20 protein-coding genes and 1 pseudogene are annotated in these 25667 nt (G+C 37.6%); 13 read left to right on the top strand and 8 right to left on the bottom strand.

The window, feature by feature from the left end; translation table 11 throughout:
- The first annotated feature begins 7 nt into the window (after positions 1-7).
- Together F9U64_RS09715 and F9U64_RS09710 are read left to right on the top strand one after the other, a co-directional pair.
- Positions 8-2245 carry a molybdopterin oxidoreductase family protein gene (locus F9U64_RS09715; RefSeq protein WP_153402875.1) on the top strand — a complete coding sequence of 746 codons (2238 nt, stop codon included), beginning with the start codon at positions 8-10 and terminating at the stop codon, positions 2243-2245.
- A gap of 435 nt (positions 2246-2680) precedes the next feature.
- Positions 2681-3925 carry an ATP-binding protein gene (locus tag F9U64_RS09710; protein ID WP_153402873.1) on the top strand — a complete coding sequence of 415 codons (1245 nt, stop codon included), beginning with the start codon at positions 2681-2683 and terminating at the stop codon, positions 3923-3925.
- Positions 3926-4080: 155 nt separating this feature from the next.
- Here F9U64_RS09710 and ahpF read toward each other — a convergent pair whose 3' ends face one another.
- The 3 genes from ahpF to F9U64_RS09695 form a co-directional block, all read right to left on the bottom strand.
- Complete coding sequence (ahpF, locus tag F9U64_RS09705; RefSeq protein ID WP_153402871.1) at positions 4081-5610, bottom strand: alkyl hydroperoxide reductase subunit F; 1530 nt, start codon at positions 5608-5610, stop codon at positions 4081-4083.
- Positions 5611-5625: 15 nt separating this feature from the next.
- Positions 5626-6189: an alkyl hydroperoxide reductase subunit C gene (ahpC, locus tag F9U64_RS09700; RefSeq protein WP_153402870.1), complete on the bottom strand. Its 564-nt coding sequence runs from the start codon at positions 6187-6189 to the stop codon at positions 5626-5628.
- Positions 6190-6756: 567 nt separating this feature from the next.
- Positions 6757-7632 (bottom strand): AraC family transcriptional regulator, encoded by an 876-nt coding sequence (locus F9U64_RS09695; protein WP_194287330.1) that lies wholly within the window; start codon positions 7630-7632, stop codon positions 6757-6759.
- A gap of 238 nt (positions 7633-7870) precedes the next feature.
- On the opposite strand from F9U64_RS09695, the gene F9U64_RS09690 reads away from it, so the two are divergent.
- From F9U64_RS09690 to F9U64_RS22950, 7 genes and pseudogenes are all read left to right on the top strand, one after another.
- Complete coding sequence (locus F9U64_RS09690; RefSeq protein ID WP_153402868.1) at positions 7871-9010, top strand: DUF2264 domain-containing protein; 1140 nt, start codon at positions 7871-7873, stop codon at positions 9008-9010.
- Between the two features lie 149 nt (positions 9011-9159).
- A complete protein-coding gene (locus F9U64_RS09685) occupies positions 9160-11481 on the top strand; it encodes an AraC family transcriptional regulator (RefSeq protein ID WP_153402867.1) in 2322 nt (773 codons plus the stop codon).
- Between the two features lie 269 nt (positions 11482-11750).
- Positions 11751-13385, top strand: a complete 1635-nt coding sequence (locus F9U64_RS09680) for an extracellular solute-binding protein (protein ID WP_153402866.1) — start codon at positions 11751-11753, stop codon at positions 13383-13385.
- Positions 13386-13494: 109 nt separating this feature from the next.
- Entirely contained in the window at positions 13495-14454 is a 960-nt protein-coding gene (locus F9U64_RS09675) for an ABC transporter permease (protein ID WP_407647312.1), read from the top strand.
- A gap of 10 nt (positions 14455-14464) precedes the next feature.
- Complete coding sequence (locus F9U64_RS09670; RefSeq protein ID WP_407647309.1) at positions 14465-15343, top strand: carbohydrate ABC transporter permease; 879 nt, start codon at positions 14465-14467, stop codon at positions 15341-15343.
- A gap of 304 nt (positions 15344-15647) precedes the next feature.
- Positions 15648-16766: pseudogene (locus tag F9U64_RS22955) on the top strand (nitrate- and nitrite sensing domain-containing protein); the annotation flags it as partial.
- A complete protein-coding gene (locus F9U64_RS22950) occupies positions 16758-17705 on the top strand; it encodes a methyl-accepting chemotaxis protein (RefSeq protein WP_323125837.1) in 948 nt (315 codons plus the stop codon). The pseudogene F9U64_RS22955 and the gene F9U64_RS22950, both read left to right, overlap by 9 nt.
- Before the next feature lie 44 nt (positions 17706-17749).
- On the opposite strand, the gene F9U64_RS09655 is transcribed toward F9U64_RS22950, so the two are convergent.
- Both F9U64_RS09655 and F9U64_RS09650 read right to left on the bottom strand, forming a co-directional pair.
- Positions 17750-18187: a hypothetical protein gene (locus tag F9U64_RS09655; RefSeq protein WP_153402861.1), complete on the bottom strand. Its 438-nt coding sequence runs from the start codon at positions 18185-18187 to the stop codon at positions 17750-17752.
- Positions 18188-18316: 129 nt separating this feature from the next.
- Positions 18317-19201, bottom strand: a complete 885-nt coding sequence (locus F9U64_RS09650) for an AraC family transcriptional regulator (RefSeq protein WP_153402860.1) — start codon at positions 19199-19201, stop codon at positions 18317-18319.
- Between the two features lie 325 nt (positions 19202-19526).
- Between F9U64_RS09650 and F9U64_RS09645 the strand changes: the two genes are divergently transcribed.
- The 4 genes from F9U64_RS09645 (at position 19527) to F9U64_RS09630 (ending at position 23777) form a co-directional block, all read left to right on the top strand.
- Positions 19527-20459, top strand: coding sequence for an ABC transporter permease (locus F9U64_RS09645; RefSeq protein ID WP_228275659.1), 933 nt, complete (start codon positions 19527-19529; stop codon positions 20457-20459).
- A gap of 27 nt (positions 20460-20486) precedes the next feature.
- A complete protein-coding gene (locus tag F9U64_RS09640) occupies positions 20487-21371 on the top strand; it encodes a carbohydrate ABC transporter permease (RefSeq protein ID WP_153402858.1) in 885 nt (294 codons plus the stop codon).
- Between the two features lie 19 nt (positions 21372-21390).
- A complete protein-coding gene (locus tag F9U64_RS09635; RefSeq protein ID WP_153402856.1) occupies positions 21391-23013 on the top strand; it encodes an extracellular solute-binding protein in 1623 nt (540 codons plus the stop codon).
- A gap of 155 nt (positions 23014-23168) precedes the next feature.
- The gene (locus F9U64_RS09630; RefSeq protein ID WP_153402854.1) at positions 23169-23777 is read left to right on the top strand and encodes a YesL family protein; all 609 of its coding nucleotides are present in this window, start codon (positions 23169-23171) and stop codon (positions 23775-23777) included.
- Positions 23778-23965: 188 nt separating this feature from the next.
- Here the strand turns inward: F9U64_RS09630 and F9U64_RS09625 are convergent, their stop codons facing one another.
- Genes F9U64_RS09625 through F9U64_RS09615 form a run of 3 tightly spaced genes read right to left on the bottom strand, consistent with a single transcriptional unit; the run spans position 23966 to position 25599 of the window.
- Positions 23966-24253, bottom strand: coding sequence for a hypothetical protein (locus F9U64_RS09625; RefSeq protein ID WP_153402853.1), 288 nt, complete (start codon positions 24251-24253; stop codon positions 23966-23968).
- A gap of 43 nt (positions 24254-24296) precedes the next feature.
- On the bottom strand, positions 24297-25064 hold the full coding sequence (locus F9U64_RS09620; protein WP_153402851.1) for a hypothetical protein: 768 nt from the start codon (positions 25062-25064) through the stop codon (positions 24297-24299).
- Between the two features lie 28 nt (positions 25065-25092).
- Entirely contained in the window at positions 25093-25599 is a 507-nt protein-coding gene (locus tag F9U64_RS09615; protein ID WP_228275652.1) for a hypothetical protein, read from the bottom strand.
- Positions 25600-25667 lie beyond the last annotated feature (68 nt).

Genomic DNA, 25667 nt, shown 5'->3' with positions numbered 1-25667 from the left:
AATTGATATGGATCATAGAAAGGTCCTGCATGAGCAGTTTGTAGCAGATAACGAAACTGTCGACAAATGGATACACAGTACATGTAATTTGTGTTCTGTTGGCTGTGGTACAGATATAGCGGTAAAAGATAATAAAATTATTGGTATTGGGGGAATAGATGAACACCCGATAAATAAAGGAAGATTGGATCCTAAAGCTAAATACCAATGGATTCCAAATAATAGCAAGGATAGGTTGTTAACGCCAATGATCCGTAATGATCAAGGAGATTTGGAACCTGCCAGCTGGGAAGAAGCGATGGATCTGATTGTCCGTAAAGCCAAAGAAGTTTTGAAAGACAAAGGTGGAGATGGTGTGGCCATCTATTCGACTGGCCAAGGTTTTTTGGAAGATTATTATACGATTGGAAAAATAGGTAGAGCAGGCATGGAAACACACCTGTTGGATGCCAATACACGTTTATGTACAGCAACAACAGAATGGTGTCTGATTGAATCATTTGGATCAGATGGGGTTCCAACTTCATTTGATGATGTGGACGAAGCTGATACCATTATGCTGTTTGGCCATAACATGGCTGAAACAGGAACCGTATTATGGGACAGAATTTTAAGACGAAAAAAGGCTACAGGGAAACCATACTTAATCGTAGTTGATCCACGCAGGACACCGACAGCCAAGGAGGCAGACTTACATCTGGATTTAAACCCTGGAACAAACCTTGCCTTACTAAATGCCATCCAGAACAAAATAGTCAATAATGAATGGATTGACCATGACTTCATTAACAATCACACTATCCAGCTGGATGAACTGAAACAGGAAATTAATAAGTGGACAATAGCAAAAGCAAGTCAAATCACCGGTTTATCAGAAGAAAAGATTACCCTAGCTGCTGAAAAGTTAGGGAAAACAGAATCTCTTGTCACCACAACACTGCAGGGTGTATATCAAGCAAGCGATGCAACAACAACCTGTTTAGCTATCAACAATATTCACTTGATGCGTGGATTGATTGGTAAACCAGGCTGTGGACCATTACATATGGCAGGACAGCCGAGCTCGTCAGGCAACAGAACAGTAGGCGGTGTCGGAACATATCCTGGCAACCGGAATCCTAACAATCCAAAGCATATTCAGGATATTGCGGCACTCTGGAATGTAAAGGAGGAAGATTTAGAAATTGGACCTAATAAAGGAATCATTAAGCAGCTTGAATTGATGGAAAAGGGACAGATTCAATTTTTCTGGAATATCCATACAAACCCGCTGGTCTCCCTGCCAAACCAGGAGCGGGCAAGAAAGGCACTGGAGAAACCCTTCGTCGTTGTCCAGGATCCGTTCTTAACAGAAACAACAGAGGTAGCAGATGTTGTCCTTCCACCTGCCATGTGGGGCGAGAAGGAAGGAACAATGGAGAATGCCGATCGGACCATCAACGTGCTTCGCAAAGCTATTGAACCACCAAATGGGGTAAAAACAGACTTTGAAATCCTGGTGGAATTCGCCAGAAGAATGGAATTCAAGGATAGAGACGGGAACCCATTGATTGCTTACTCTACACCTGAAGAAGCTTTTGAAGAATGGAAGAAGGTTTCTGCTGGTCGTCCTTGTGATATGACTGGTATGACATATGATCGGCTGGAAAAAGAAAATGGTCTTCGCTGGCCTTGTACTGCTGATAATCCTGAAGGAAAAACTCGTTTATATGAGAATCATTTCTTTAACACAGAGGTTGATTATTGCCAGAACTACGGCAAGGATCCTTATACAAGCAGACCGCTGTCGAGAGAAGAGTTTGAAGAAATGAACCCGAACGGACGGGCTGTTTTTAAAGTTACTCGTTTTGGCGGTCCGACTGAACAGCCGAGAGCAGATTATCCGTTCTGGTTAAATACAGGCCGACTTATCTGGCATTGGCACACCAGGACGAAGACAGGAAGAATGCCTGAAATGGAAAAGGAAGCTCCCGAGGCTTTTGTGGAAATAAATGCAGATGATGCGAGAAACCTTGCAATCAAGGATGGAGAAAAGGTACGAATTGTTTCACCAAGAGGTAACGTTGAAGTGCCGGCAAAAGTAGGGAATATCATGAATAAGGGGGAAGTCTTTGTTCCATTTCATTACGGGAATTTTGATGGGGAAGCTAATGCTAATGAGATGACAATGGATGAGGTGGATCCACTTTCCCATCAGCCTGTGCTAAAGCATGCAAGCTGTCGGCTGGAAAAGATAGGTAAATAAATATATGAGCTGCAGTGGTTATAGCAAATTGGCGCCCTGCAGCTTTTTAAATCGACAGGCTGCAACAAGCGCATTATCTATTGGAGCCATAAGGCTGGTCCAGGCGTTTTTGGGAGTCAGTTCATCATTTTTGGCAATTTATTTGTGGACGATTATAAGGGTTGATCATAGGAGGATTCTCTTCTTTCAGTTTTAGGGAAACAGGAAGGAAGAGGTTCTTTTTTGTATTTGAGATATTTTAAGAGAATATATCATAAATGAAGTGATTTTTGGACCAATCAGGATAATGGATAGAAAGATATATGACTTCTGTATTATAAAAATATATAGTATTTTTATTGATGAAAGAGAAAAACGTTGTATATAAGGGAATATATCGTATAAAATGAGATATAGGAAATTTGTCGGAATAAGTTAGTCGATGGAGGAGGGATTATGTCAGAATCTGTTTCTACTAAATATGCTTTGTTACATCAAGAGAAAAAAGCCACCATATTATTTTTAGTTCTATTTTACATTATTGCCTGGGGTTATGATTTTTATGATTTTTACATCGTTCCCATTATGAACGGAGAGGAGCAAGTCTTGTTTGCAGATGGGAGCTTGGGTATTATTCCTTATCTCATTCATGTCGGATTGCTTTTCGTTGCTCTCTATTGTTTTAAAAAAGAAAAACCAAATCTTATTAAATATATTTACATTATTGTATATATCCTGGTCGTTATGATTAATGATGCAATGATATTTTTATCGAGTAATAATATTAATTATACCTACGAGAGTGGAAATATTATTGAGGTTTTACTTGTCCTGTTTTCTCCTATATTTGTTAATAAGACATACTTTTGGATGGTTTCACTCGGAATGATTTTTAAATATATCTTTGCAGGACTTATAACAGGGCATATGGAGGATGTGCTGACACCAATCATATTAATTATTATTATTGCTATTATTGCCTATTTGTTATTAACTCGTATTATATCATATATTACCTCTATTAAGAGAGCATATGAAGAGTTGCAGCAAACGGAAAGATTAGCTGTGGTAGGGGAAATGGCAGCTGGTGTAGCCCACGAGATAAGGAACCCATTAACTTCTATAAAAGGACTTATAGAGTTGCAGCAAATCGGCGAACATTCTGCAGGACGATACAATGCGATAATCCTTGAGGAGGTCAACAGGATAGATACGATTGTAAATGATTTAATGATTCTCGGGAAACCAAAGTCCCATCATTTTGCTTTGAAAAACGTCCAAACTATCTTAGATTATGTTCTTTCATTGTTAAAACCTTTAGCTGAAAAAAATAATATTAAGCTAAAAACAAGAATAGCAGGAAATCTTCCGAATATTATTTGTGATGAAAGCCAAATAAAACAAGTCTTCATTAATCTTGTAAAAAATTCGATTGAAGCAATGGAAAACGGAGGAGTCATCACAATAACAGCAAAAATTGGCAATAATAATGTAGAAATTGAAGTAAAAGATCAAGGTGGAGGAATACCGGAAGAGAAAATACCAAAGATGGGTGAACCGTTCTATACAACAAAAGAAGAGGGAACAGGCTTAGGGTTAATGGTGAGTTTCAAAATAATTCAGGAACATCAAGGCCATATATCAATTGATAGTGAGGTCAATAAAGGGACGAGTGTAAAAGTTTTGTTACCGAGAAATTGATTAAGACCAGTAGGGCTATGTCCCTTTAAATGGGGATAATGGCCGTATTGGTACTTTTGCTTGGAATAGGATTAAAAGTAAAACCTACTATCCTGTCATCAATAATAGGATAGTAGGTTTCTAAAGATGTCGAATTTGCTTATACTTACTCTGTATTAATTTCTAATCAGATAATCAAATGCCCCTAGCGCTGCAGTTGCACCTGATCCCATTGAAATAATAATCTGATTATAAGAACTGTCAGTACAATCTCCTGCTGCAAACACACCAGGGATTGAAGTAGCACCGCTCTTATCGACAATAATTTCGCCGATGCGATTGCGTTCAATTGTTCCATCTAACCATTCTGTGTTTGGTACAAGACCGATTTGGACGAATACACCCTGCAGTTCAACATGGTGCTCTTCACCTGTCTCACGGTCTGTGTACGTAAGTCCTGTAACATTGTCTGTACCTGTAATTTCTTTCGTGGCAGCATTTGGTATAACCGTCACGTTTGGCAGGCTGTTCAGTCGCTCCTGTAAGACAGAATCTGCTTTCAGTTCTGGTGCAAATTCAAGAACTGTCACATGTTTTACAATTCCGGCAAGGTCAATGGCTGCTTCCACTCCAGAGTTACCTCCACCAATAACTGCAACGTCTTTTCCAGCAAACAATGGACCATCACACTGCGGACAGTAAGCTACCCCTTTGTTTTTCAGTTCATGTTCACCAGGAACGTTCACATTTCGCCATCTTGCACCTGTTGAGATAATAACTGTTTTACTTTTAAGAACTGCACCATTTTCAAGTTCTAGTTCAAAAAGTTCTTTCTTTTCTAAGCGTTTTGCACGCTGTAGATCAATAACATCAATATCATAATCTTTTACATGTTCTTCAAGTGCCTGTGCAAGTTTTGGTCCTTCTGTTGCCTTCACACTGATAAAATTCTCAATACTTAGTGTGTCAAGAACCTGGCCGCCAAAACGTTCTGCAACAATACCAGTGCGGATCCCCTTACGTGCAGTGTAGATTGCCGAACTAGCACCAGCTGGGCCACCGCCAACAACAAGAACATCATATGGCTCTTTATCTGCTAAGTCTTCTGCAGTAACGCCTTCCCCTAGTTTCGCGATGATTTCCTGAAGAGAAATGCGTCCTCCGTTCCAGAATACACCATCAAGGAAAACGGCTGGTACTGCCATAACATTTTTGCTTTCTACTTCTTCTTTAAATGCCGCACCATCGATCATTGTGTGTGTAATATTAGGGTTAAGCACACTCAAAATGTTTAGTGCCTGCACAACATCAGGACAATTGTGGCAAGTAAGACTCACATAAGTTTCGAAGTGATATTCACCATCAATTTTTTTGATCTGATCAATCACACTTTGATCCACTTTTGGAGCACGACCACTTACTTGTAACAATGCTAATACGAGAGAAGTAAATTCGTGTCCTAATGGAACACCAGCAAATGCTACACCAGTTTCTTCACCAGCACGGTTAATACTGAAGCTTGGTGTTCGTGTTAATTCTGTATGTTCGACAGTGATTTTAGATGACATGGAAGCTAGTTCATCAACAAGAACTAGCATTTCCTTTGATATGTCATCTGAACCTGCACTGACTTTAAGCACAATATCGTTCTCTAACATTTGAAGATACTGATTTAATTGTGATTTAATTTCTGCATCCAGTGCCATTAATAATCGCTCTCCTTAAATTTTACCTACAAGATCAAGGCTTGGTTTAAGTGTTTCGCCACCTTCTTGCCATTTCGCTGGGCAAACTTCACCTGGGTTGTTACGAACATATTGTGCTGCTTTAATTTTGTTGATTAATGTGCTTGCATCACGGCCAATACCTTCTGCATTAATTTCCACTGCTTGAATAATACCGTCAGGATCAATGATGAATGTACCACGATCTGCTTGTCCTAGTTCCTCCACAAATACATCAAAGTTGCGGGAAAGAACATGCGCCGGATCACCGATCATTGTGTAAGTAATTTTACCGATTGCTTCTGAAGAATCATGCCATGCTTTATGTGTGAAGTGAGAGTCTCTTGATACAGAGAATACTTCTACTCCAAGTTCTTTAAGCGCAGGATATTGTTCCTGAAGGTCTTCAAGTTCTGTTGGGCAAACAAATGTAAAGTCTGCTGGATAGAAACAAACAACACTCCATTGACCTTTTAAATTTTCTTCTGTAACCTCAATGAACTCACCGTTTAAGTACGCTTGGGCTGTAAATGGTTGTACTTCTTTACCGATTAATGACATAACAAAAATTCCTCCTAAGTTTCAATTTTAATTATTATACAAAGTTGCCTGATCCACAGACCCTATATAATAATTATTAATTTATACTAATTATTATATAGGGTCTGTTATTATTGTCAATTAAAATGCAGTTATCTTTTAATCAATTACCGTATATAGATTGGGTGATTCAGCATGAAATATACATTCACTGCAGAAAAAAGTATTTTTCAGAAAAATGATGGAATTAAAAATAAGTGAGTTTTCATTCAACATTGCTGCTAATGATAATAAACAAATGAAAATAAAAATTGGAAAATTGTTTTTAGTATTTCTAAAAGTAATATAGAGGTGTTGAGACTGTTTATACATATTATTATAAGAAAGCGTTGGTTGTATTTCCATCATTTAGTTTCTAATAATTTAGTATGCTTCCACAAAAGGGGGAAAAGTACCGATTCATCACGAGATCGTTTGAATAATGCAGGTATGAATTTTATTTAATAAAGTAATCTTATGGGTGGCACCTGCCAGGTACGGTAAGTGCCATTTTTTAGAGAATAGTCTGTTTCCTACTAAAATAGTTGGTTACAATTTATCACTAACCATTCGCTGATGAGAGATTCTGAATTGATGTGGTGTTGTACCAATCATTTTTTTGAATAACTGGATAAAATAAGATACACTTCCGATCCCCACACATTCACCAATTATTTCAACAGGTTCAGTGGTCATCTGCAATAATTGGCAAGCTTGCTTGATTCGGCGTATCGTTATATATTCAGTCAGACTGCTCCCAACCTCACGCTTGAAAACTCTCGAGGCATAAGATTTTGACAGATGAAGATCAGCAGATAATTGATCCAGATCAAACGGCTTTGTATAATTCTTTTCAATCCAGTTCATCATTCTCTCAGAGTGGCGAAGCGGACGGAGACTGTTACTGAACCTGTCTGTTTTCGATTCTTCAAGGTTTCTGCGAATACATGAAAGCATTTGCATAAGAAAGAGCTGGCTATCTTCCTCCCAGTGGCTTGTCTGCAATGAATTATTAAGTGATTCACATATTTCATAAACATATTCAAATTCTTTTTCTAAGTCAAATGCCTGTGGTTCCATTACGCCATTCTGCAGTCGGTGTAACAAGGTATGAAGACTTGAAAACAGATGCAGATGCGGTCCAAGTGTTTTCGGATCAAAGTGCATAATACTGCGTTCATAGGGAGTATGGGAGGATACTTCCACATTTATTTTGTGCAGCTGAAATGGCTGAAAAAAGAAAAGCATTCCTTTCTTTATTTCATAGGTTTGCTGATTTACAATTACTTGTCCTTTTCCTCTGTAGACAAATAGTAATTCACAGCCTTGATGCCAGTGGTAGAAACCGTTGAAATTCGCATCAGAAATCCTCCGGTAAATCCAGTGAAATGGCTTCAGGTCGATCTGTTCAAACAGTTTATTCATTTCACCCCTCCTTAATGAAACAATGATTTCAGGCGAAAATATACGAAGCATTTATAGAACAACAGAACGATATTATTAGTTATTATACAACAACTTTTATGCTGTAAGACCAGTTATAATAAAAACCTGTATAGAAAGCGCTTACCTATACTGCTACTTGTAGAAACTAAGGAAATATATTGATTAGAAGCAGGATTGAGTTATTTTACAAGTGAAAAATTGTGAAGGATGTGAACAAATGGCTTACACAAATGACCGGGAATTTTGGTTAACAACAATGCTCCAAATAGCGGACCCTGTTTTGCATTCTCTGGCAAATCAGCAGTTAAAACAGCAAATGCCTGTGGAAGCAATAATGGAAGATCGGGGAGAATACACTTATTTAGAAGCATTTGCCCGTTTAATATGCGGAATGGCACCATGGATAGAAAATGGACCGGATGAGGGAGAAGAAGGAGCCTTAAGGAAGAATTATGGCGATCTTATCAGGCAAGGAATGAAAGAGGCAACAGATCCCCAATCCCCTGACTATATGAATTTTTCCCATGGACTACAGCCTATTGTGGACACAGCTTTTCTTGCCCATGCGATAGTACGGGCCCCTAATGAACTGATGCATAAATTAGAACCAAATGTAAGAAATAATGTCATCAATGCATTAAAGCAAACACGTACACGAAAACCGATCTTCAACAACTGGCTATTGTTTGCAGCGATGATTGAGACAGCTCTATATTTGTTTGATGAAGACTATGACCAAATGAGAATTGATTTTGCATTAAAACAACATGAACAATGGTATTTAGGCGACGGCTTATATGGAGATGGACCTGCTTTTCATGCCGACTATTATAACAGTTATGTGATTCAGCCGATGATTGTTGATATAATTGACACTGTTGCTGAATTATCACCAGATTGGAAGATGTTACAATCTAAAATTCATGAACGGGCGATCCGCTATGCTGTGATTCAGGAGAGGAATATTTCACCAGAAGGTACATTTCCTATTGTAGGAAGATCAATTGCTTATCGCTTTGGAGCCTTTCAGCATCTTGCTCAAATGGCCTTGCAGCACAGGCTGGATGCTAGTCTGAAGCCTGCCCAGGTCCGGTGTGCTCTAACAGCTGTGATTCGCCGGATGATCGAGATTCCGGGAACCTTTGATGATAATGGATGGTTAAGAATTGGTTTATGCGGACATCAGCCAGAATTAGGCGAGCCATATATTTCAACAGGCAGCTTATATTTATGTGCGGCTGTATTCCTGCCGTTAGGATTACCTGCAGATGATACCTTCTGGCAAGGAGAGGAAGAATGGACAACAAAGAAGGCCTGGTCTGGAAAGAATATTTCTATAGACAGTGCATTAATATAACGGAATATATTTTTCAGAGACAGTAGGGATTCAAAGGGAGAACAAAATGATCTCTTTTAGCAAACAAGAAATTCTTCCTGTCTCCGTTCTTTTATTCCCCCCTTTTCGTCAGTTATCTTAAAAAAGTTTTTAAGTAAGGAGTGAGAGGATTGTTAAAATGTAAGCGCTTAAGTGAACGAACTGAAAAGATGAGTGAAAAACGGAAAACCGTTTTTATAAGATTTCTATTTTCCTATTTCATCATATTGCTTTTGCCTATTATTATTGGCATTATCCTATTTAACAGAGTGGAGTCAATATTAATCGATAATGCCAATAAGTCCAATACAGCACTGCTAGAACAAGTAAAGCAGGTAGTAGATAATAAATTGAAAGAAGTAGAACAATTATCATTACAGGTTTCCTTAAACCCGAAGTTAATTGAGTTAATAAATCAGCAGAATATGAGAAATTATAAGTATATTGAATTTATCAATGAGCTTAAAAGGTATCAAACGGTAAGTACAAACATTGATGATTATTATGTATACTTTTCCAACTCTGATGTATTACTCTCACCAACAATGAAAACAAATGCCTCCTTATTTTTTCATCATATTAAGCGTTATGAAGACACCTCCTATATTGAAATTATGAATAAAATGTCGGGTTTCCATTTAAGAGATTATTCTCCCTCAGAGAAAGTAATCACAAATGCGGGGGAAGATAATGTGATTACATTTCTTCAATCATTACCTTATGGAGAAAGGGATAATATTAAAGGGGCACTGATGGTTCACATTGATGAATGGCAGGTTCGGAATATGCTACACAAGATTGAGGGATTAAACAGCGGTGTTATGTATATAGCAGATCAAAAGGATAATATAATGATGTCTACAAGTGATGATACCAACTCCTTTGTAAATATAAAGCCTTTACTGAACAAGGAAGCTGGTTTTATTACAAAGAAGATAGATGGTCAGGAAATGATCGTATCCTTTACTACCTCAGAAGAAAATGGCTGGACTTACGTATCTATTGTCCCAAAGGAAATTGTCTTAACTCAGGTCAATCACGTTAAATCATGGGCGTTTGGAATGCTGCTTATTTCGGTTGTTATTGGAATTATTGTCTCTTATTATTTAGCAAACAGAAATTATCGCCCAATTCGGGATGTAGTGAATACGGTGATAGGAAATAATCAGCCAAAAGGCCCTTTTAAAAATGAATTGGATTTGATCAAACAGTCCATTGCTGGCTATATACATAAACAAAGCCAGTTAAATCGTCTTATCGCCCGGCAGGAACCTGTCATTCGATCTGACTTTATTTTGCGGATGGTACGTGGACAAGTAGATGTTACAACAATGTCGGAAAGAGAGTTACATTTCATGGGAGTTAGATTTACGCAAGATTTTTTTAGCACGGTCTTAATTCAGATTGATGATTATTGTCAATTTACCAAAGAAAATATTGATACGAAATGGGTGCTAAGCCGTTTTATTATCGCTAACCTTAGCGAAGAGTTATTTGATGGAGATGGTTACACCATTGAAATTGAACGTGATAAGCTCATCATCGTGAACAATCATCAAGATAATTCAAGTCAGGAAGAACGAAAGCAATTACGCTTTATCAAGGAATTGAAGGGTATTCTTGAAGAGAGGTTTCATATTAAGATTACAGTAGCTATCAGTCAAATTCACCATGGACTGCACAAGATTTCTGAATGCTATGGAGAATCAGTGATGGCGTTGGATTACAGGATGATAAAAGGGCCAAATTCAATTATTGCATATAATGATATTAAAAATAACAGCGGTTGTGACTATCACTATCCAACAGAGACAGAAGTTCAGTTACTCAATTTTGCGAAGAACGGTGACTATGCAAATGTAGAGAATACACTTGAACAGATTTTAGTTAACAATATGCGGCAACAGGAAATGACGCCAGAAGTAAGTAAATTTCTTGCTCATGATTTATTAAGTACATTCATCAAACTGCTCAGCACTTTAGACTTGGAAGAAAAGAAAAACTTTATCGAAGAAAACAAGCCTTTTCATGTTCTTTCAGGATGCAGGACAGTTCAGGAAGTGCAGGAAAATATTAAATCATTATATTCCAGCTTTTGTATTAAAATACAAAACAACCACAGTAATCAGGGGGAACGACTGTATCAGGATATAATCCATTTTATTGAGGATAATTATGGTGATAACATGCTCAGCCTCAGTATGATAGCAGACGAATTTGGGATGAACTCGTCATACTTGTCGACATTCTTTAAGAAACAGCGAGACCTTACTATCTCCGATTTTATTGCAAAAGTAAGGATAGAAGAGTCAAAAAGGATGTTGACTAATCAAAAGCTGACAATAGCCGAGGTTGCGAAAAGGGTAGGCTACGCAAACAGTGTTGGTTTGATTAGAGTATTTAAAAAAGTGGAGGGTGTAACTCCAGGTCAATACCGCAAAATCACTTCATGATTTCAATAGTTTACGCAAATTAATAATTAAGATTTGCTCTGCCAGTGTTATCAAATACGATGGCAGAGTTTTTTATTCAAACTGGCTGGATTGCTGTTTAGAAGGCGTAAGAACAATCATCTGTTAATGGAGACAATAATCAGATAACAGTACATCTAATAATTTGATAACAGATCTAAAAATTGTATTATATCCAGTTTGCTCAGGATAACTTATGATTGTTGTGAGCAAGTTTTCAGGCAGTAAACCGAAAAAAGGGGAGGATTAAAATGATCAAGAAAAATTTGAAAGCGTTATCAGTTTTGTTTTCGCTAATCGTAATTCTATTATTGGCTGCAGGGTGCTCTAATAATGAGGCCTCCAATGATGCAGAAGAGAGTGGAGCAGATGTAAGTAAGTCTCCTGAAGAAGTAGAATATCCAGATCAATTTACTTATTGGACTGCAATAGATCCCAATGTTGCCATTACTTCAGAAAGTTTGAACAGTGTAGGTGTATATCAAGAGCTTGAAAAAATTACAGGTACAAAAGTTGAATTTAAACACCCATCAGGTGAAGGAACACAGATTACAGAACAATTTAACTTAATGGTTGCTTCCGATCAGCTGCCTGATGCTATTGAATATAACTGGCGGAAGGTTCCAAAAGGTCCGGATAATGCGATAGAAAATGGAACGATTATTCGTTTAAATGAGTTAATCGAGAAATATGCACCGAATTTAACCAAATATTTAGACGAAAATCCGGAAATTAAAAACATGGTTACAACAGATGATGGCAACATGTATGCCTTTCCGTTTCTGCGCGGCGATCAATCCTTAATGGTTTTTATGGGTCCTATTATACGACAGGATTGGCTTGAGAATCTTAATTTAGAAAAACCGTCAACCATTGATGAATGGGAAACGGTGTTAACAGCATTTAAGAATGAAGATCCGAACGGGAATGGGGAGAATGATGAAATACCATTACTGTTAGAACTTAATCATATAAAATATTCAGGAGCTTTTGTCAGTGCTTATGGAATCACTCCGGAATTTTACCAGCAAGACGGCAAGGTAAAGTATGGCTCGATCCAGCCGGAATTTAAGGAATTTTTAACAAAGGTAAACAGCTGGTACGATAAAGGGCTGTTAGACCCTGACTTTGCTGCAATTGACTCTAAGCTGCTGGATGCAAAAGTAACAGGAGGGCAGCTAGGCAGTTTTTATGGCTTTACAGGCAGCGGAATTGGAAAGTATATGGGATTAATGGCAGAAAAAGATCCTGACTTTATTTTAGCTCCTTCTCCTCATCCTAGTCTGAATGAAGGGGAAAAAGCGGCAAGAGGACAATTGGATCCTGCCTATTCTGGTGTTCATAGTGTAGCGATTACTAGCTCTGCGGAAAATCCTGAGGAGCTTGTAAAATGGCTGGATTTTGCTTATTCAGAGGAAGGCCATATGCTTTTTAACTTTGGTATCGAAGGAGCCAGCTATGAAATGGTAGACGGCTACCCTGCTTATACAGAAGAAATTACGAATAATCCAGATGGTTTACCGATGACACAAGCATTAGGAAAATATGTGAGATCACCCTATGGTGGTCCTTTTGTACAGGATAAACGTTATGTAGAACAATATTTGACATTACCTGAACAGCAAGAAGCAGTACAGCTTTGGGGAGATTCAGCGGAGAACAATATTATTATTCCACCAGTAACACTGACAGCTGACGAAAGTGAAGAGTTCAACTCGATTATGAGTGATCTGAACACCTATTATGATGAAATGGTAATTAAATTTATTATGGGGGAAGAGCCTTTAGATAACTTCGATGAGTTTGTGGCAACATTACAAGGTATGGGAATTGAGCGGGCGATTGAACTTCAGCAAGCAGCATTAGACCGTTATAATTCAAGGTAATTTCTTGTCTATATGCTGTCGGGGTGGGGGGTTACCTTATCTCGATGGCATATTATCCATCTTGAGATAATGAAAAGAGGTGAAGGAAGTGGAAAACTTAGAAAAAGATGTGAAACTTCAAGATAAACCGAAAAGCAATTTCAGAAGGAAAGTAGGAAACTTCAGAAAAGATGTGGTGAAAGATTTTAAAAGGAATAAAATTATCTATTTGATGGTCTCACCAGTAGTGTTATATTATATTATTTTTCAATATGGACCGATGTACGGATTGCAAATTGCGTTTAAAGATTATTCTCCTGCACTTGGTTTTTCCGGGAGCCCTTGGGTTGGCTTTGATCATTTTATAGAATTTTTTAACAGTTTCTTCTTTTGGCGGCTATTGGTTAATACCATTCTCCTTAGCTTCTATACGTTACTATTTGCATTTCCTGCCGGGATTATCCTTGCACTGCTTTTAAATGAAGTAAGAGGAAGAATCTTTAAACGAACAGTCCAGACGATTACGTATATGCCTCACTTTGTTTCACTAGTTGTTATTGTCGGTATTTTATTCGATTTTCTGGCAAGAGACGGTGTAGTAAATGATATTCTGGTATTTTTGTTCGGTATGGAGCCAATTGCTTTTATGAGAGAGGCAGAATGGTTCAGGACCCTATTTGTAGGTTCTGATATCTGGCAGAATGTAGGCTGGAGTTCGATTATCTTCTTGGCCGCAATGTCAAACATTGATCCATCGCTTTACGAAGCTGCGAAAATGGACGGAGCAGGCCGGTTTAAACAGATGTTTCACATCACCCTGCCTGGAATCATGCCGACTGTTGTAATTTTATTAATTCTGTTAATTGGAAAATTCATGACTGTAGGGGAAGAGAAGATCCTCTTAATGTACAATCCAACCACATATGAGACAGCGGATGTAATAGGGACATATGTGTACAGAAAGGGTATCTTAGAAAGTAATTTCAGTTTCAGTGCGGCAGTAGGTTTGTTTAAGGCGATGATTGCCTTTACATTGCTAGTGATTGCTAATGGAATAGCCAGAAAAGTAAGTGACACAAAATTATGGTAAGGAGGGAAACATGATGAGAAGGTCGATAGGAGAGAGAATCTTTGATTACACAAATATCATCTTTTTAGTTCTTTTATCACTTGTAACATTGTACCCATTACTCTATATATTATTTGCCTCCATAAGTGACCCGACTTATGTTGCACAAACGAGAGGCCTTATGCTATTCCCAAAGGATCTGACACTTGAAGCATACAGAATGGTATTCAAAAATCCTATGATTATCACTTCCTATATTAATACACTGATTTATGTAGCTGTTGGAACAACGATCAATATTTTACTAACATCCCTGGGGGCATACGCTCTTTCCCGCAAGAAGGTAATGTGGGGCAACTTGATTATGTTTATGATTGTTTTCACTATGTTTTTCGAAGGAGGACTTATTCCTCTATATTTACTTGTGAGTGAGCTCAATTTAATTGATTCACGCTGGGCGTTGATTCTTCCTACAGCTGTCAGTGCATTCAATCTGATTATTATGCGTACAGCATTTCAGGGAATCCCTGACAGTTTAGAAGAGTCAGCCCGGATCGATGGCGCCAAGGATTTTACCATCCTTTTTAGAATCATTTTGCCGTTATCATTACCTGTAGTAGCTGTAATGATTTTGTTCTATGGAGTATTTCACTGGAATTCCTGGTTCCATGCCATGATTTTCCTGCAGGATAGAGAGTTGTTCCCTGTACAGTTGATTTTAAGAGAAATTCTGATCGCGAATGATACAAGCAACATGACGACTGGTGTCAGTTCAGTTGATGCAATGCCAATCGGAGAGACAGTTAAGTATGCCACAATCGTTGTCGCAACTGTGCCAATTCTTTGTTTATATCCATTTTTACAGAAATACTTTGTGAAAGGGGTTATGATTGGCGGGATCAAAGGGTAGAAAATTACCTGTAAAAAATGGATAGAGGCAGCACAGGAAGTATCTTTCCGTATTGTCTGGTTGTTTGAGACCAGGTGATTCGACGGAAGAGATACTTCTTTTTTAATGTTATCGAATCACTTTACTAAAAGTCAGATATAGCCGATATAGTAGGAGATGACTAGATTACATTCAAGCTTGGCGGATTATGTCATAATAAGCAGCACCCTGCATTGAGAGGAGACACAGCGTCTATTATTTTTAAGGTATTAAACTGTAAATAATCAAGGAAAAAACATCCTAAGAAGAAGGAGCAACAAGAGTTATGACAATAAGTAAGAAACTGTATATTTTAATAGCAATTCCATTTATAGCCGTAGTTCTATTATCAGCAATAGGCATCATAAGTCAAATGAATACAGTAAAACAGTCTGAGAGATTAAATGAGTTAATTACTTTATCTACTAATCTAAGCGCCTATGTCCATGAAATGCAGAAGGAACGCGGGGCAACAGGAGTGTTTACCGGAAGTAATGGACAAACATTCCAGGTTGAATTGAGTGAGCAGCGAGCGTTAACTGACGGTAAATTACAGGAGTTAAATACCTTTCTGAAAAGTTTTGATGCTAGCAGTTATGGAGCTGAATTTTACGAATCATTACAGGAAGCAATTGAACAAAAAGATCAATTACAGTCCCACCGTGAAGCAGTGGATAGTTTCAGTATTAATGATAGTGAAGCAACAGGGTATTATTCCACTCACAATTAAAAGATGTTAAATGTAATAAGTTTCGTCTCTAAGATCTCCACAAATGCTGAAATAGCGAATGATATAAATGCCTATGTGCTCTTTATGAAAGTAAAGGAAATCGCTGGGGTGGAGCGGGCATTAATGAGTACAGTCTTCTCAAGAGACAGTTTCCTGATTGGGGAATCCCAGAGATTGCATTCATTAATTACACAGCAGGACACCTATTTAGAATTATTTGAACTAAATCAAAGTAACAAAGAAGTTCTTGATCTATATGAGCAGCAAATGAATCTTCCAGTGAAAACTATTGTCCAGGAAATGCGTGATAACGCTTTAACTAATACTTCAGATTTCCAGGTTGAAAGCACCTATTGGTATGACCAAGTGACAGAAAAGATTAATCTATACAAAGAAATAGAAGATAAGATAGTTTCTGTTATTAAAGGAAAGTCAGTTAGTTTAAAAGATGAGGCACAATCACAGTTAGTTGTTTCAACAGTTACTATTATTGTATTGACTATTATTCTGATTGTTTTAGGGATAATTACTGCTCGTTCGATTTCAAAGCCAATTCAAAAAATAGTCCTATCCATTCAAAGAATTGCAAAAGGTGATTTGACAGGTGATAAGGTCAACTTCAAGGGTAAAGGAGAGATTGGCCAGTTAGCTGTGGCAACTAATGAAATGCAAGCAAGTTTACGAGATATTATTAACAGTGTGTCACAAGCTACCGTTAGTTTATCCAATCAGAGTGAGGAATTAAATCAATCTGCCAACGAAGTTCAAGAGGGCAGTGAGCAAATTGCTTCTACTATGCAGGAACTCTCTTCAGGGGCAGAGTCACAAGCAAATAACTCTACTGATTTATCAGAAATGATGGAGCAGTTCGTAACACAGATAGAAGAAGCTCACAAAGGCGGAGAAGGAATTGCTGCAAGCTCAGACCAAGTACTAAAGTTAACAGAACAAGGCAGCCAATTCATGAAAACGTCTGTTACACAAATGAAAACAATTGATCAGATTGTACAGGATTCCATTACTAAAGTCCAAGGACTGGATAGGCAATCACAAGAGATATCGAAGCTTGTACAAGTAATCCGGGATATTTCAGAACAAACCAACCTTCTATCACTAAATGCGGCAATTGAAGCAGCGCGGGCAGGAGAACATGGAAAAGGTTTTGCTGTTGTGGCAAATGAAGTAAGGAAACTAGCAGAACAAGTATCCAATTCTGTTGGAGATATAACAAAGATTGTAAGTACTATTCAGCATGAATCCGGAACGGTCGTTGTTTCATTAAAAGAAGGCTATAAAGAAGTTAATGAAGGATCTAAACAGATAGAAGTTACTGGTGAGACATTTGAATCTATTCATTCTTCTATATCTGATATGGTAACAAGGATTAAAGATATTTCCGTTAGTTTACGAGGTATTGCTAATAACAGCCATGAAATGAATACATCGATTGAAGACATTGCTTCTGTATCAGAAGAGTCTGCGGCAGGGATTGAACAAGTGGCAGCTTCTTCCCAACAAACAAGCAGTTCCATGGAGGAAGTTTCAATACGTGCTGATCAGTTAGCACAGCTGGCCGAGCAATTGTCACATCAGGTTAATAGATTTGAGCTTTAGGAGAAGACTGGTAAATAGGGGAATGGGACAGTAAGCCTGTCCCATTATCTTATATATCTAGCTTGATATACCTTTTTCGCTTCAAAAGATGGCATATCCTTATCAGTGAAAATCGGTACATTTATCGTTGAGTTCGTTATGTAGTCTTCAATATCAGTAATCAAAACCTGTTGCCATTTGTCTATATTGTAATAATCGTTAAAGGGAATGGAAAATAATATCTCATCAACTGCACCATTCACTTCTTGTTCTGGATAACTTTGTCCCCAAAATCTGGTATTACTTTTTATAACTCCCCCATATAATGATCGAAGGATGACATCAATCGATTCCGTTATTTTATTAGGACTTATCTCAATATCTGCTGTTAGATCTTCTTCCTTATAAAATCCATTACTCGTCATCTGAAATGAGAATTGCACATATTCATCAAAAATAAATTTAACATCCTGATAAAATTCTTTCATTACTTCTTTTTCCATATAAACCCTCCTAATTTATTATTGAAAGTAATTGCAATTAAATTAATAATAATACAAATGACCTAAATAAACAATGTGAAGTGGTAATATTGGTTTATACGAAAAAATATATGAATTTTGTTAATGCTTTCAACGTTGGATAATTTGTTCAAAAGGGATAAATGACCTGTTATTTCGGTATTTCCCTGGAGAAACGCCGATTATTGATCGGAAGGCCTTACTGAAATAATTCCCATTCGCGTACCCTACCTTCAGAGCGATTTCCTCTATAGTAAGTTCCTTATTTTTAAGTAGCTTTACTGCCTGCTCCATTCTGATTTTAACGACATAATTGAGTGGGGTAATATGCATGGTTGCATTAAATAATCTGGAAAAATGATATTTGGATACCCCGGATGCTTCAACAATATCATCTAATGCCAGGGGTTTTGAATAATTGTTATGGATAAATTCAATTGCTTTCTCAACCGGCTTTGGATATTTCTTTGATAATCCTGCTTTACCTTTAGATTTGATGGCCCGTTTTAACTCCATCAAAAAAGTATAAGCATTAGACGATGCTTGATAAACATCCGAAATGCCATTATTAACAGCTTCATTATAAAGATTAAAAATAATCTGAATTGGAGTGGAGTTCTTGTCCAGTGTTAGTATATGACCATCTGACCTTGTAATTTCTTCAAAACTCCTTAAAGCTTCCTGGCCGTACAATGTGATATGTACAAATTCCCATTCTTCACTGTCCTCGGGGAAATAGTATTGATGATTACTGGGGACAGTAACAAAAAATGCTTCACCAGCCTTTAATCGGGTTGTCTGATTATCAATAGTAATTTCTCCTTCTCCCTTTAACGTATACTGGAAAATGACTTTGCCCAATTCACTGCGTTCCAATCCATCCCAAAAGTAGCTTGCACTGTTTCGCTTTTCCCAACCTAAGGTATGAATACCCACAATACGGTCCTGAGAATTATCTGTGAAGTTAAAGAAATACGTTCCATTACTAGACAGCAATATTTTACCCACCTTCCTAATAATCTTACCATTGTCCTAGATTTCCTCAAAATCTATAATGATTATAGCAACAACAAATTAGCTTATAAAGGTGATTAATGTAAAGTTTTTGTAAGCAATATGTGAAGGGGGCATGTTCAATTATCTATTTTTAATTGGTAGATATATGGTGAGAATTTGTGATATCGATATCAGATTTTTATATGGAAGCTCCAATTCTACCACGATATATTAATCTGCTTGCAGCAAAAAGTACAAAGCTGATATAAATTTATTAATAATAAGGTGGGTGAAAAGATTGAATGAACAACCAGCAATGGAAAATATGACACTACCCACAAAGGTTAAGAGAAAAGGAAAGAAGCTTAAACGTATCCGTAAAAACTGGGATTTGTATTTGCTTATTCTACCTGTGATTATTTACTTTATTATATTTAAATATGTTCCTATGTATGGAGTGCAAATTGCATTTAAAGATTTTATCTCAGTTGAGGGAATACTAGGCAGCCCCTGGGTAGGGATCGAACATTTCACAAGGTTTTTTGAAAGCTTTTACTTCGAAAGGTTACTTTCTAACACATTACTTATTGGATTATATGAACTTGCAGTAGGTTTTCCGATTCCTATAATCCTTGCATTACTTATTAACGAAGTTCGAAACAGATATTTTAAATCCTTTATTCAAACAGTTACATATGCACCGCATTTTCTATCAGGTGTAGTAGTGGTGGCACTTCTCTTCTTACTTCTATCACCACAGACTGGTATTGTGAACCAAATCATTGTCTTATTTGGCGGAGAACCTATCTCCTTTATGACAGAACCTGAATGGTTTAAAACCCTCTATGTATTTTCAGGAGTTTGGCAGAATATGGGCTGGAGTTCGATTATCTATTTAGCCGCTTTAGCTGCAGTTGATCCTCAGCTGCATGAAGCAGCAGAAATAGATGGTGCAAGCAGATTACAGCGTATGTGGCATATTAATCTGCCAAGCATTAAACCTACTATTATTATCATGCTGATTTTGCAATGCGGAAGTATTCTCGGTGTAGGTTTTGAAAAGGTATTCTTAATGCAAAATAGTTTAAATATGAGTGCTTCGGATGTTATTTCAACCCATGTTTACCGTACAGGGATTCTAGGTTCGCAATATAGTTATTCGGCAGCCATAGGATTATTTGAATCTGTTGTAAATTTAATTATCTTATTAATGGTAAATTATATGGCACATAGGGTAAATAAGGTGAGCTTATGGTAAGCGAATGTGTGTGGGAGGTACAACCAGATGTTTAAAAAGTTAAGCTTAAGAGATAAGATGTTCACAATTTTTATATACTCCATCCTGATAGTAGTCGCTTGTCTGATGCTATACCCGCTGATTTATGTATTAAGTGCATCTTTCAGTAATCCAGAACGGACAGTGTTAGGAGAAGTATGGCTGTTACCGAAGGAATTTAATATAGAGTCCTATTTGACCGTTTTCCAGAATGAAGATGTGTTGATAGGATACAGAAACACTATCATTTATACGGTTTTTGGAACAGCTATTAATATATTGTTTACTATTCTGATTGCCTATCCTCTGTCACGCAGAGATTTCTATGGCAAGGAGGTGATTACAGGGTTCATTATATTTACCATGTTTTTTGGTGGAGGTATGATACCTACCTATCTATTAATCAAAGATCTGGGAATGCTGGACACTATCTGGGCTATCGTTTTGCCTGGAGCAGTATCTGTATATAACGTTATTATTATGCGAACCTTTTTCCAAAGTATCCCAGATGAACTGCGAGAAGCTGCTTCGATGGATGGTTGCAATAATATAACCTTACTGGTTCGAATTATTCTGCCGCTTTCTATGCCTATTATTGCAGTAATGGCATTATTCCATGGGGTTGGACACTGGAATTCGTATTTTGATGCACTGATTTATCTGTCAGATGAAGATAAATTCCCGCTTCAATTATTTTTAAGACAAATGCTGATTCAGGAAGACATGTCTGCGATGACAAGTTCAGGGACAGATGTTCTTGCCGAACACCTTCTCCAAATAGAAGGTTTGAAGTATGCCGTAGTAGTAGTTGCAAGTTTACCAATGTTAATCATTTATCCATTTCTACAGAAATTCTTTGTTAAAGGTGTAATGATTGGTTCATTAAAAGGATAATCAAATGGGAGGTTATTTTATGAAAAAAAATCACTTGCTTTACATTTCATTGTTAGTTTTATTATTTGTCTTAACAGCATGTAACAATTCAAGCGCCCAGGAACCAGAGGAGAATGAGAGTGGAACAGAGTCTTTAGAAAATGTGAACACAGAAGGATTTCCTATTGTGAAGGAACCGATTGATTTGACATTTTTCACAGGGAAGTATGAAGGAAATTTAGATGATTATGAAGAAACGCTTGTTTTTAAGACATATGCCGAAAAATCTGGCATTAATGTCAATTTTGATGAGGTACCGTTTGGAACGTTGACAGAAAAACGAAATCTGGCATTAGCGAGTGGGGATTACCCTGATGTGTTGTATTCTGCTCGTATTCCATCTGCAGACTTATACAACTATGGGAAACAAGGAGTATTTATCCCATTAAACGATTTGATCGAGGAATATGCGCCAAATTTCCAGGCAGTTATGGAGAAACATCCTGATATTAGAAAAGGACTTACGATGCCTGATGGAAATATTTATTCTTTGCCATCTTATTATAGCCCTGAATTTATGCCAATGCTGATTGGAAAACCAATTTGGGTCAAAGGGTCATGGCTTGAACAGCTGAATATGGAAGAACCTAAAACAATTGATGAGTTCTATGCTTATTTAAAGGCTGTTAAAGAAACAGATTTAAATGGGAACGGAGAGCATGATGAGATTCCGTTTAGTGCAACAAGTACAAATCAGATCATTGACTCGATTAAAGGATCATGGGGAATCGGTACAAGAGGTGTAGGAAATAAATATGTCGATGTAGCACCAGGTACTGATGAATTACGCTTTATTCGTACAGATGAGAGATTCAAAGAAGTATTGCAGTTTGTTAATAAGTTGTACAGTGAAGGATTAATTGACAGTGAAATTTATACAATGGATGACACCAAACTAAATGCAAAAGGTACAAATGGCGTATTGGGTTCAGCTATCGTGCCTAACCCTGAAACAGTATTCAGTGGCCAAGATGATTACATTGGTTTAGGAGCAATGGAAGGTCCGCATGGAGATAAGTTATACAGTCACCTGAAATCACCACTTGTCCATGTAGGAGCATTTGCCATTACAAATAACAATCAGCATCCGGAAGCAACAATTCGCTGGATAGATCATTTCTTTGGTGAAGAAGGAGCAACTCTTCAATTCATGGGTGTTGAAGGAGAAACATATGAAGTAACAGAAGATGGTTCTATGCAATTCTTCGAGGAGTTTACCAATAACCCAGATGGATTAACAATGGACCAGGCATTATCACCATATGTTACCTGGATGGGTGGAAGCTATCCTGGCTATGTACAAGAAAAGTATTTTAAAGGTTCTGAATCCCTGCCAAGTTCTCTTGCAGTTGGAGAAAAGGTGGCACCAAATGCACCAGAAGAAATTTGGAACAGTTTTAACTATACAGAAGAGGAATTACAGTTCAAGCAATCCACAGCTTCTGATATGCATACGTATATTAGTGAAATGGAAGCTGGGTTTGTATCGGGTGACATTCCTTTCAGTGAATGGGATAGTTATGTGGAGCAAGTAGAAAGTATGGGACTGGATCAATATATGGAAATTGAGAAAGCGGCATATAAACGATATCAAGAAAGCTGATACAACTATATTGGGGAGGAAGGATGTTTATCATCCTTCCTTTCTATAGTTGATGGTAATTACGTTTACTTGATTGTTCGAATAAAATTATATCACTCGAAAGTGTTTCTAAAATGCCGGGATTATTATAGATATAAGATAAAGGAGAGTATAGCATGGATGGTTGGTTTGCAAGTGTATACCGGGTAAGTGAATGGATTGCACGCCTTATATATGTGAATGTAATGTGGATAGTATGTACCATTATTGGCTTGGGTATATTAGGTTTGTTCCCTGCCACTTCTGCAATGTTTGCAGTTACCAGAAGATGGGTATTGGGGGAGAGAGATGTACCAATATTTAAGTTGTTCTGGCAGTATTTTAAAGCTGATTTTAAAAAATCAAACATTCTGGGATATATAGTAACGATAGTTGGTGTATTCATTTATGTGGATTTTAAATTTTTCCAGGGAATTACACACCCGGTTTACAGCTTGATAACTATGATCTTTATGGTACTTCTCTTCCTTTATTTTACTGTCACTCTATATATTTTTCCTATATTCGTTCATTATGACATGAAAGTGAGAGATTACATAAAATACGCCTTCATCATTGCAATCGGAAGACCGGTTCAGACATTGGCAATGCTGCTTGGGGTGATCGTCGTATATTTATTGTACAGTCATTTTCCTGGGATCATTCCCTTTGTTGGTGCCAGCCTATTGAGTTTTGTGTTAATGCAGGTTTCTTATTTTTCATTTGGTAAATTAAGTCTATCATAAACCAAAAAGGGGAAAAGTAAAATTAAAGTCCTGAAGTTAGTAGTTTTTAAGTTCGGGTGCAAGAACAAATGAAATCGATAGAGAGCAAAGCGTGAAGGACGGACCGGCTGAATCACTTTAATTAGAACCCCCGCATGAAAAAACATGCGGGGGATTTATCTTCCCATTCACTGCTGTCTTAGCAAATCTTAGACTTCTTCTTGTTTTTGCTTCTCTTGTTGAAAACCTTTGTTACGGTCTTTTCTGATAATATCTAAACTGTTTGCCATAATATCCTGACTGGTTGACAACAATCCATTTGTTACTGTATTTCTGATTATTCCAAATAGAATTTTTGGTGACTGGTTGGCCTCTTTGGCAGCATTATTCATATTCTTGCTCATTTGTGAAGCTCCATTGACTAATGCTTGTGTTATGATCGGCTTCGATTGTTCCTTCCATTCCTGAGCCAATTGTTTAAGGTCGGGCCTTTCCATTACTTAACACCCCCTTCCAAGAAGCATCCAAATATGAGCATAACTAACTACGTCTTCTCCTTCTACGTCTTTTGTTCAAGCCTCTTGGCTGGGGTTCGGGTTCTTCCGCTTTTTTCGGTTCTTCCTGTTGCTTGAACTGGTTTGCCCAGTATTGGAGTTCATTTCCCGTAACACGAGCGGCTTCACTTATCAGAATAGACATTGGTTTTTTTACTTCCGCTTCAGGTTCAACATAATCCTGTTCCTCTACTTGTGCTAACTTCATGTTAAGAAGACGTTGAAAATCACTATCGGACGTCTTGTTTTTTAGACTAGTCCAATAGTTTTTAGCTGTTTGTTTTTGACCTATCTTATAATACAGTTCACCAGTTTCATACATTAGCCGCAAGTAATCTTGGTGATCCAGAATCTGATTACCCAACCTTTCCTGATCAATAACAAATTTATAGTCTTCAATTGTAGTTGAGGATCTTTGAAATTGCTTTTCAGGTAATTTAAAAGAGGATCTGCCTCGTATAAGCCGGATTACAGCATTATCAGAATCAGCGTTCACTGCCTCATCCAGCAGCTTCAGTCCAGAGTCTGCCCATCTTAATCGATCAAGCGGTTTAGTTTCATCACGAGCCATCAACAGCATGGTACTGCCATGGTAAGCCTTCAAGATCGGATTATCAGGATTGGAGGATCGTGCCTCCTTTAAGAATTGAAGTGCGTCTTGAACAGCATTTGGCATACCTGCTACTGCTTGTTTGTGTAATAAATGAACTTTTCCAAATATACCACTGATTGGTCTATCACCAGTATCTGCCAAATTTTATACCCTCCTTACTTTTACGACGTTAGTTCACTTCGTCTAATTGCTGTAAAACCTTTTTTGCTTCTGCTTCATTGCCAGCATTTTGATAGGCTGTACTCAGATCCTTGATAATCTCTTGAACTTGGTTTTTTGGAAGGTAGTTAGCATCTTTTTTATACTGATCAAGTAAGAATGTAAAATCCTGAATAGCAATTTTGGAGCATTGAAAAAAGGATTCTGGCAAACGAAGGCACACTTTCCCGCGCAGCAATCGAATTTCCTTACTGTTGGGATCCATAGATATTGCCTGATTAAGAGAGTTCAGACCCTCCTCAGCTTTATCTGCTTTCTCGATAGGTTGAGCGGCATCACGGCCTAAAAGTGTCAGTGCACTTCCGTGATAGGCGACGACAATTGCGTTATTTGGTTCAGACCCTCGAAGTGCTGCGAAAATCTCATGTGCTTTCTTGACAGCTTGCTTATCTCCAGTCACACCTTTCATCAGAATTTTTCTTCCTTCTTCCAACTGTTTAGCAGCATTGTTTTTCATCAATAGCTTCCTCCTTTGAGAATGACAGGTGTAAAGAGTCACGCAACCACTAACGTGAGAGATCGTAA

The organism is Gracilibacillus oryzae, assembly GCF_009498735.1.
In the GTDB taxonomy this organism is placed as follows: Bacteria; Bacillota; Bacilli; order Bacillales; family Amphibacillaceae; genus Gracilibacillus; species Gracilibacillus oryzae.
Note: the sequence above shows the minus strand (reverse complement) of the source record. Positions and strands in the feature narration are given on the sequence as shown.

Coding starts and splice junctions, on each gene's coding strand:
- F9U64_RS09715 (WP_153402875.1), top strand. CDS start 8: ATGGATCATAGAAAGGTCCTGCATGAGCAGTTTGTAGCAGATAACGAA.
- F9U64_RS09710 (WP_153402873.1), top strand. CDS start 2,681: ATGTCAGAATCTGTTTCTACTAAATATGCTTTGTTACATCAAGAGAAA.
- ahpF (WP_153402871.1), bottom strand. CDS start 5,610: ATGGCACTGGATGCAGAAATTAAATCACAATTAAATCAGTATCTTCAA.
- ahpC (WP_153402870.1), bottom strand. CDS start 6,189: ATGTCATTAATCGGTAAAGAAGTACAACCATTTACAGCCCAAGCGTAC.
- F9U64_RS09695 (WP_194287330.1), bottom strand. CDS start 7,632: ATGAATAAACTGTTTGAACAGATCGACCTGAAGCCATTTCACTGGATT.
- F9U64_RS09690 (WP_153402868.1), top strand. CDS start 7,871: ATGGCTTACACAAATGACCGGGAATTTTGGTTAACAACAATGCTCCAA.
- F9U64_RS09680 (WP_153402866.1), top strand. CDS start 11,751: ATGATCAAGAAAAATTTGAAAGCGTTATCAGTTTTGTTTTCGCTAATC.
- F9U64_RS09670 (WP_407647309.1), top strand. CDS start 14,465: ATGATGAGAAGGTCGATAGGAGAGAGAATCTTTGATTACACAAATATC.
- F9U64_RS22950 (WP_323125837.1), top strand. CDS start 16,758: ATGCAAGCAAGTTTACGAGATATTATTAACAGTGTGTCACAAGCTACC.
- F9U64_RS09655 (WP_153402861.1), bottom strand. CDS start 18,187: ATGGAAAAAGAAGTAATGAAAGAATTTTATCAGGATGTTAAATTTATT.
- F9U64_RS09645 (WP_228275659.1), top strand. CDS start 19,527: ATGACACTACCCACAAAGGTTAAGAGAAAAGGAAAGAAGCTTAAACGT.
- F9U64_RS09640 (WP_153402858.1), top strand. CDS start 20,487: ATGTTTAAAAAGTTAAGCTTAAGAGATAAGATGTTCACAATTTTTATA.
- F9U64_RS09635 (WP_153402856.1), top strand. CDS start 21,391: ATGAAAAAAAATCACTTGCTTTACATTTCATTGTTAGTTTTATTATTT.
- F9U64_RS09630 (WP_153402854.1), top strand. CDS start 23,169: ATGGATGGTTGGTTTGCAAGTGTATACCGGGTAAGTGAATGGATTGCA.
- F9U64_RS09625 (WP_153402853.1), bottom strand. CDS start 24,253: ATGGAAAGGCCCGACCTTAAACAATTGGCTCAGGAATGGAAGGAACAA.
- F9U64_RS09615 (WP_228275652.1), bottom strand. CDS start 25,599: ATGAAAAACAATGCTGCTAAACAGTTGGAAGAAGGAAGAAAAATTCTG.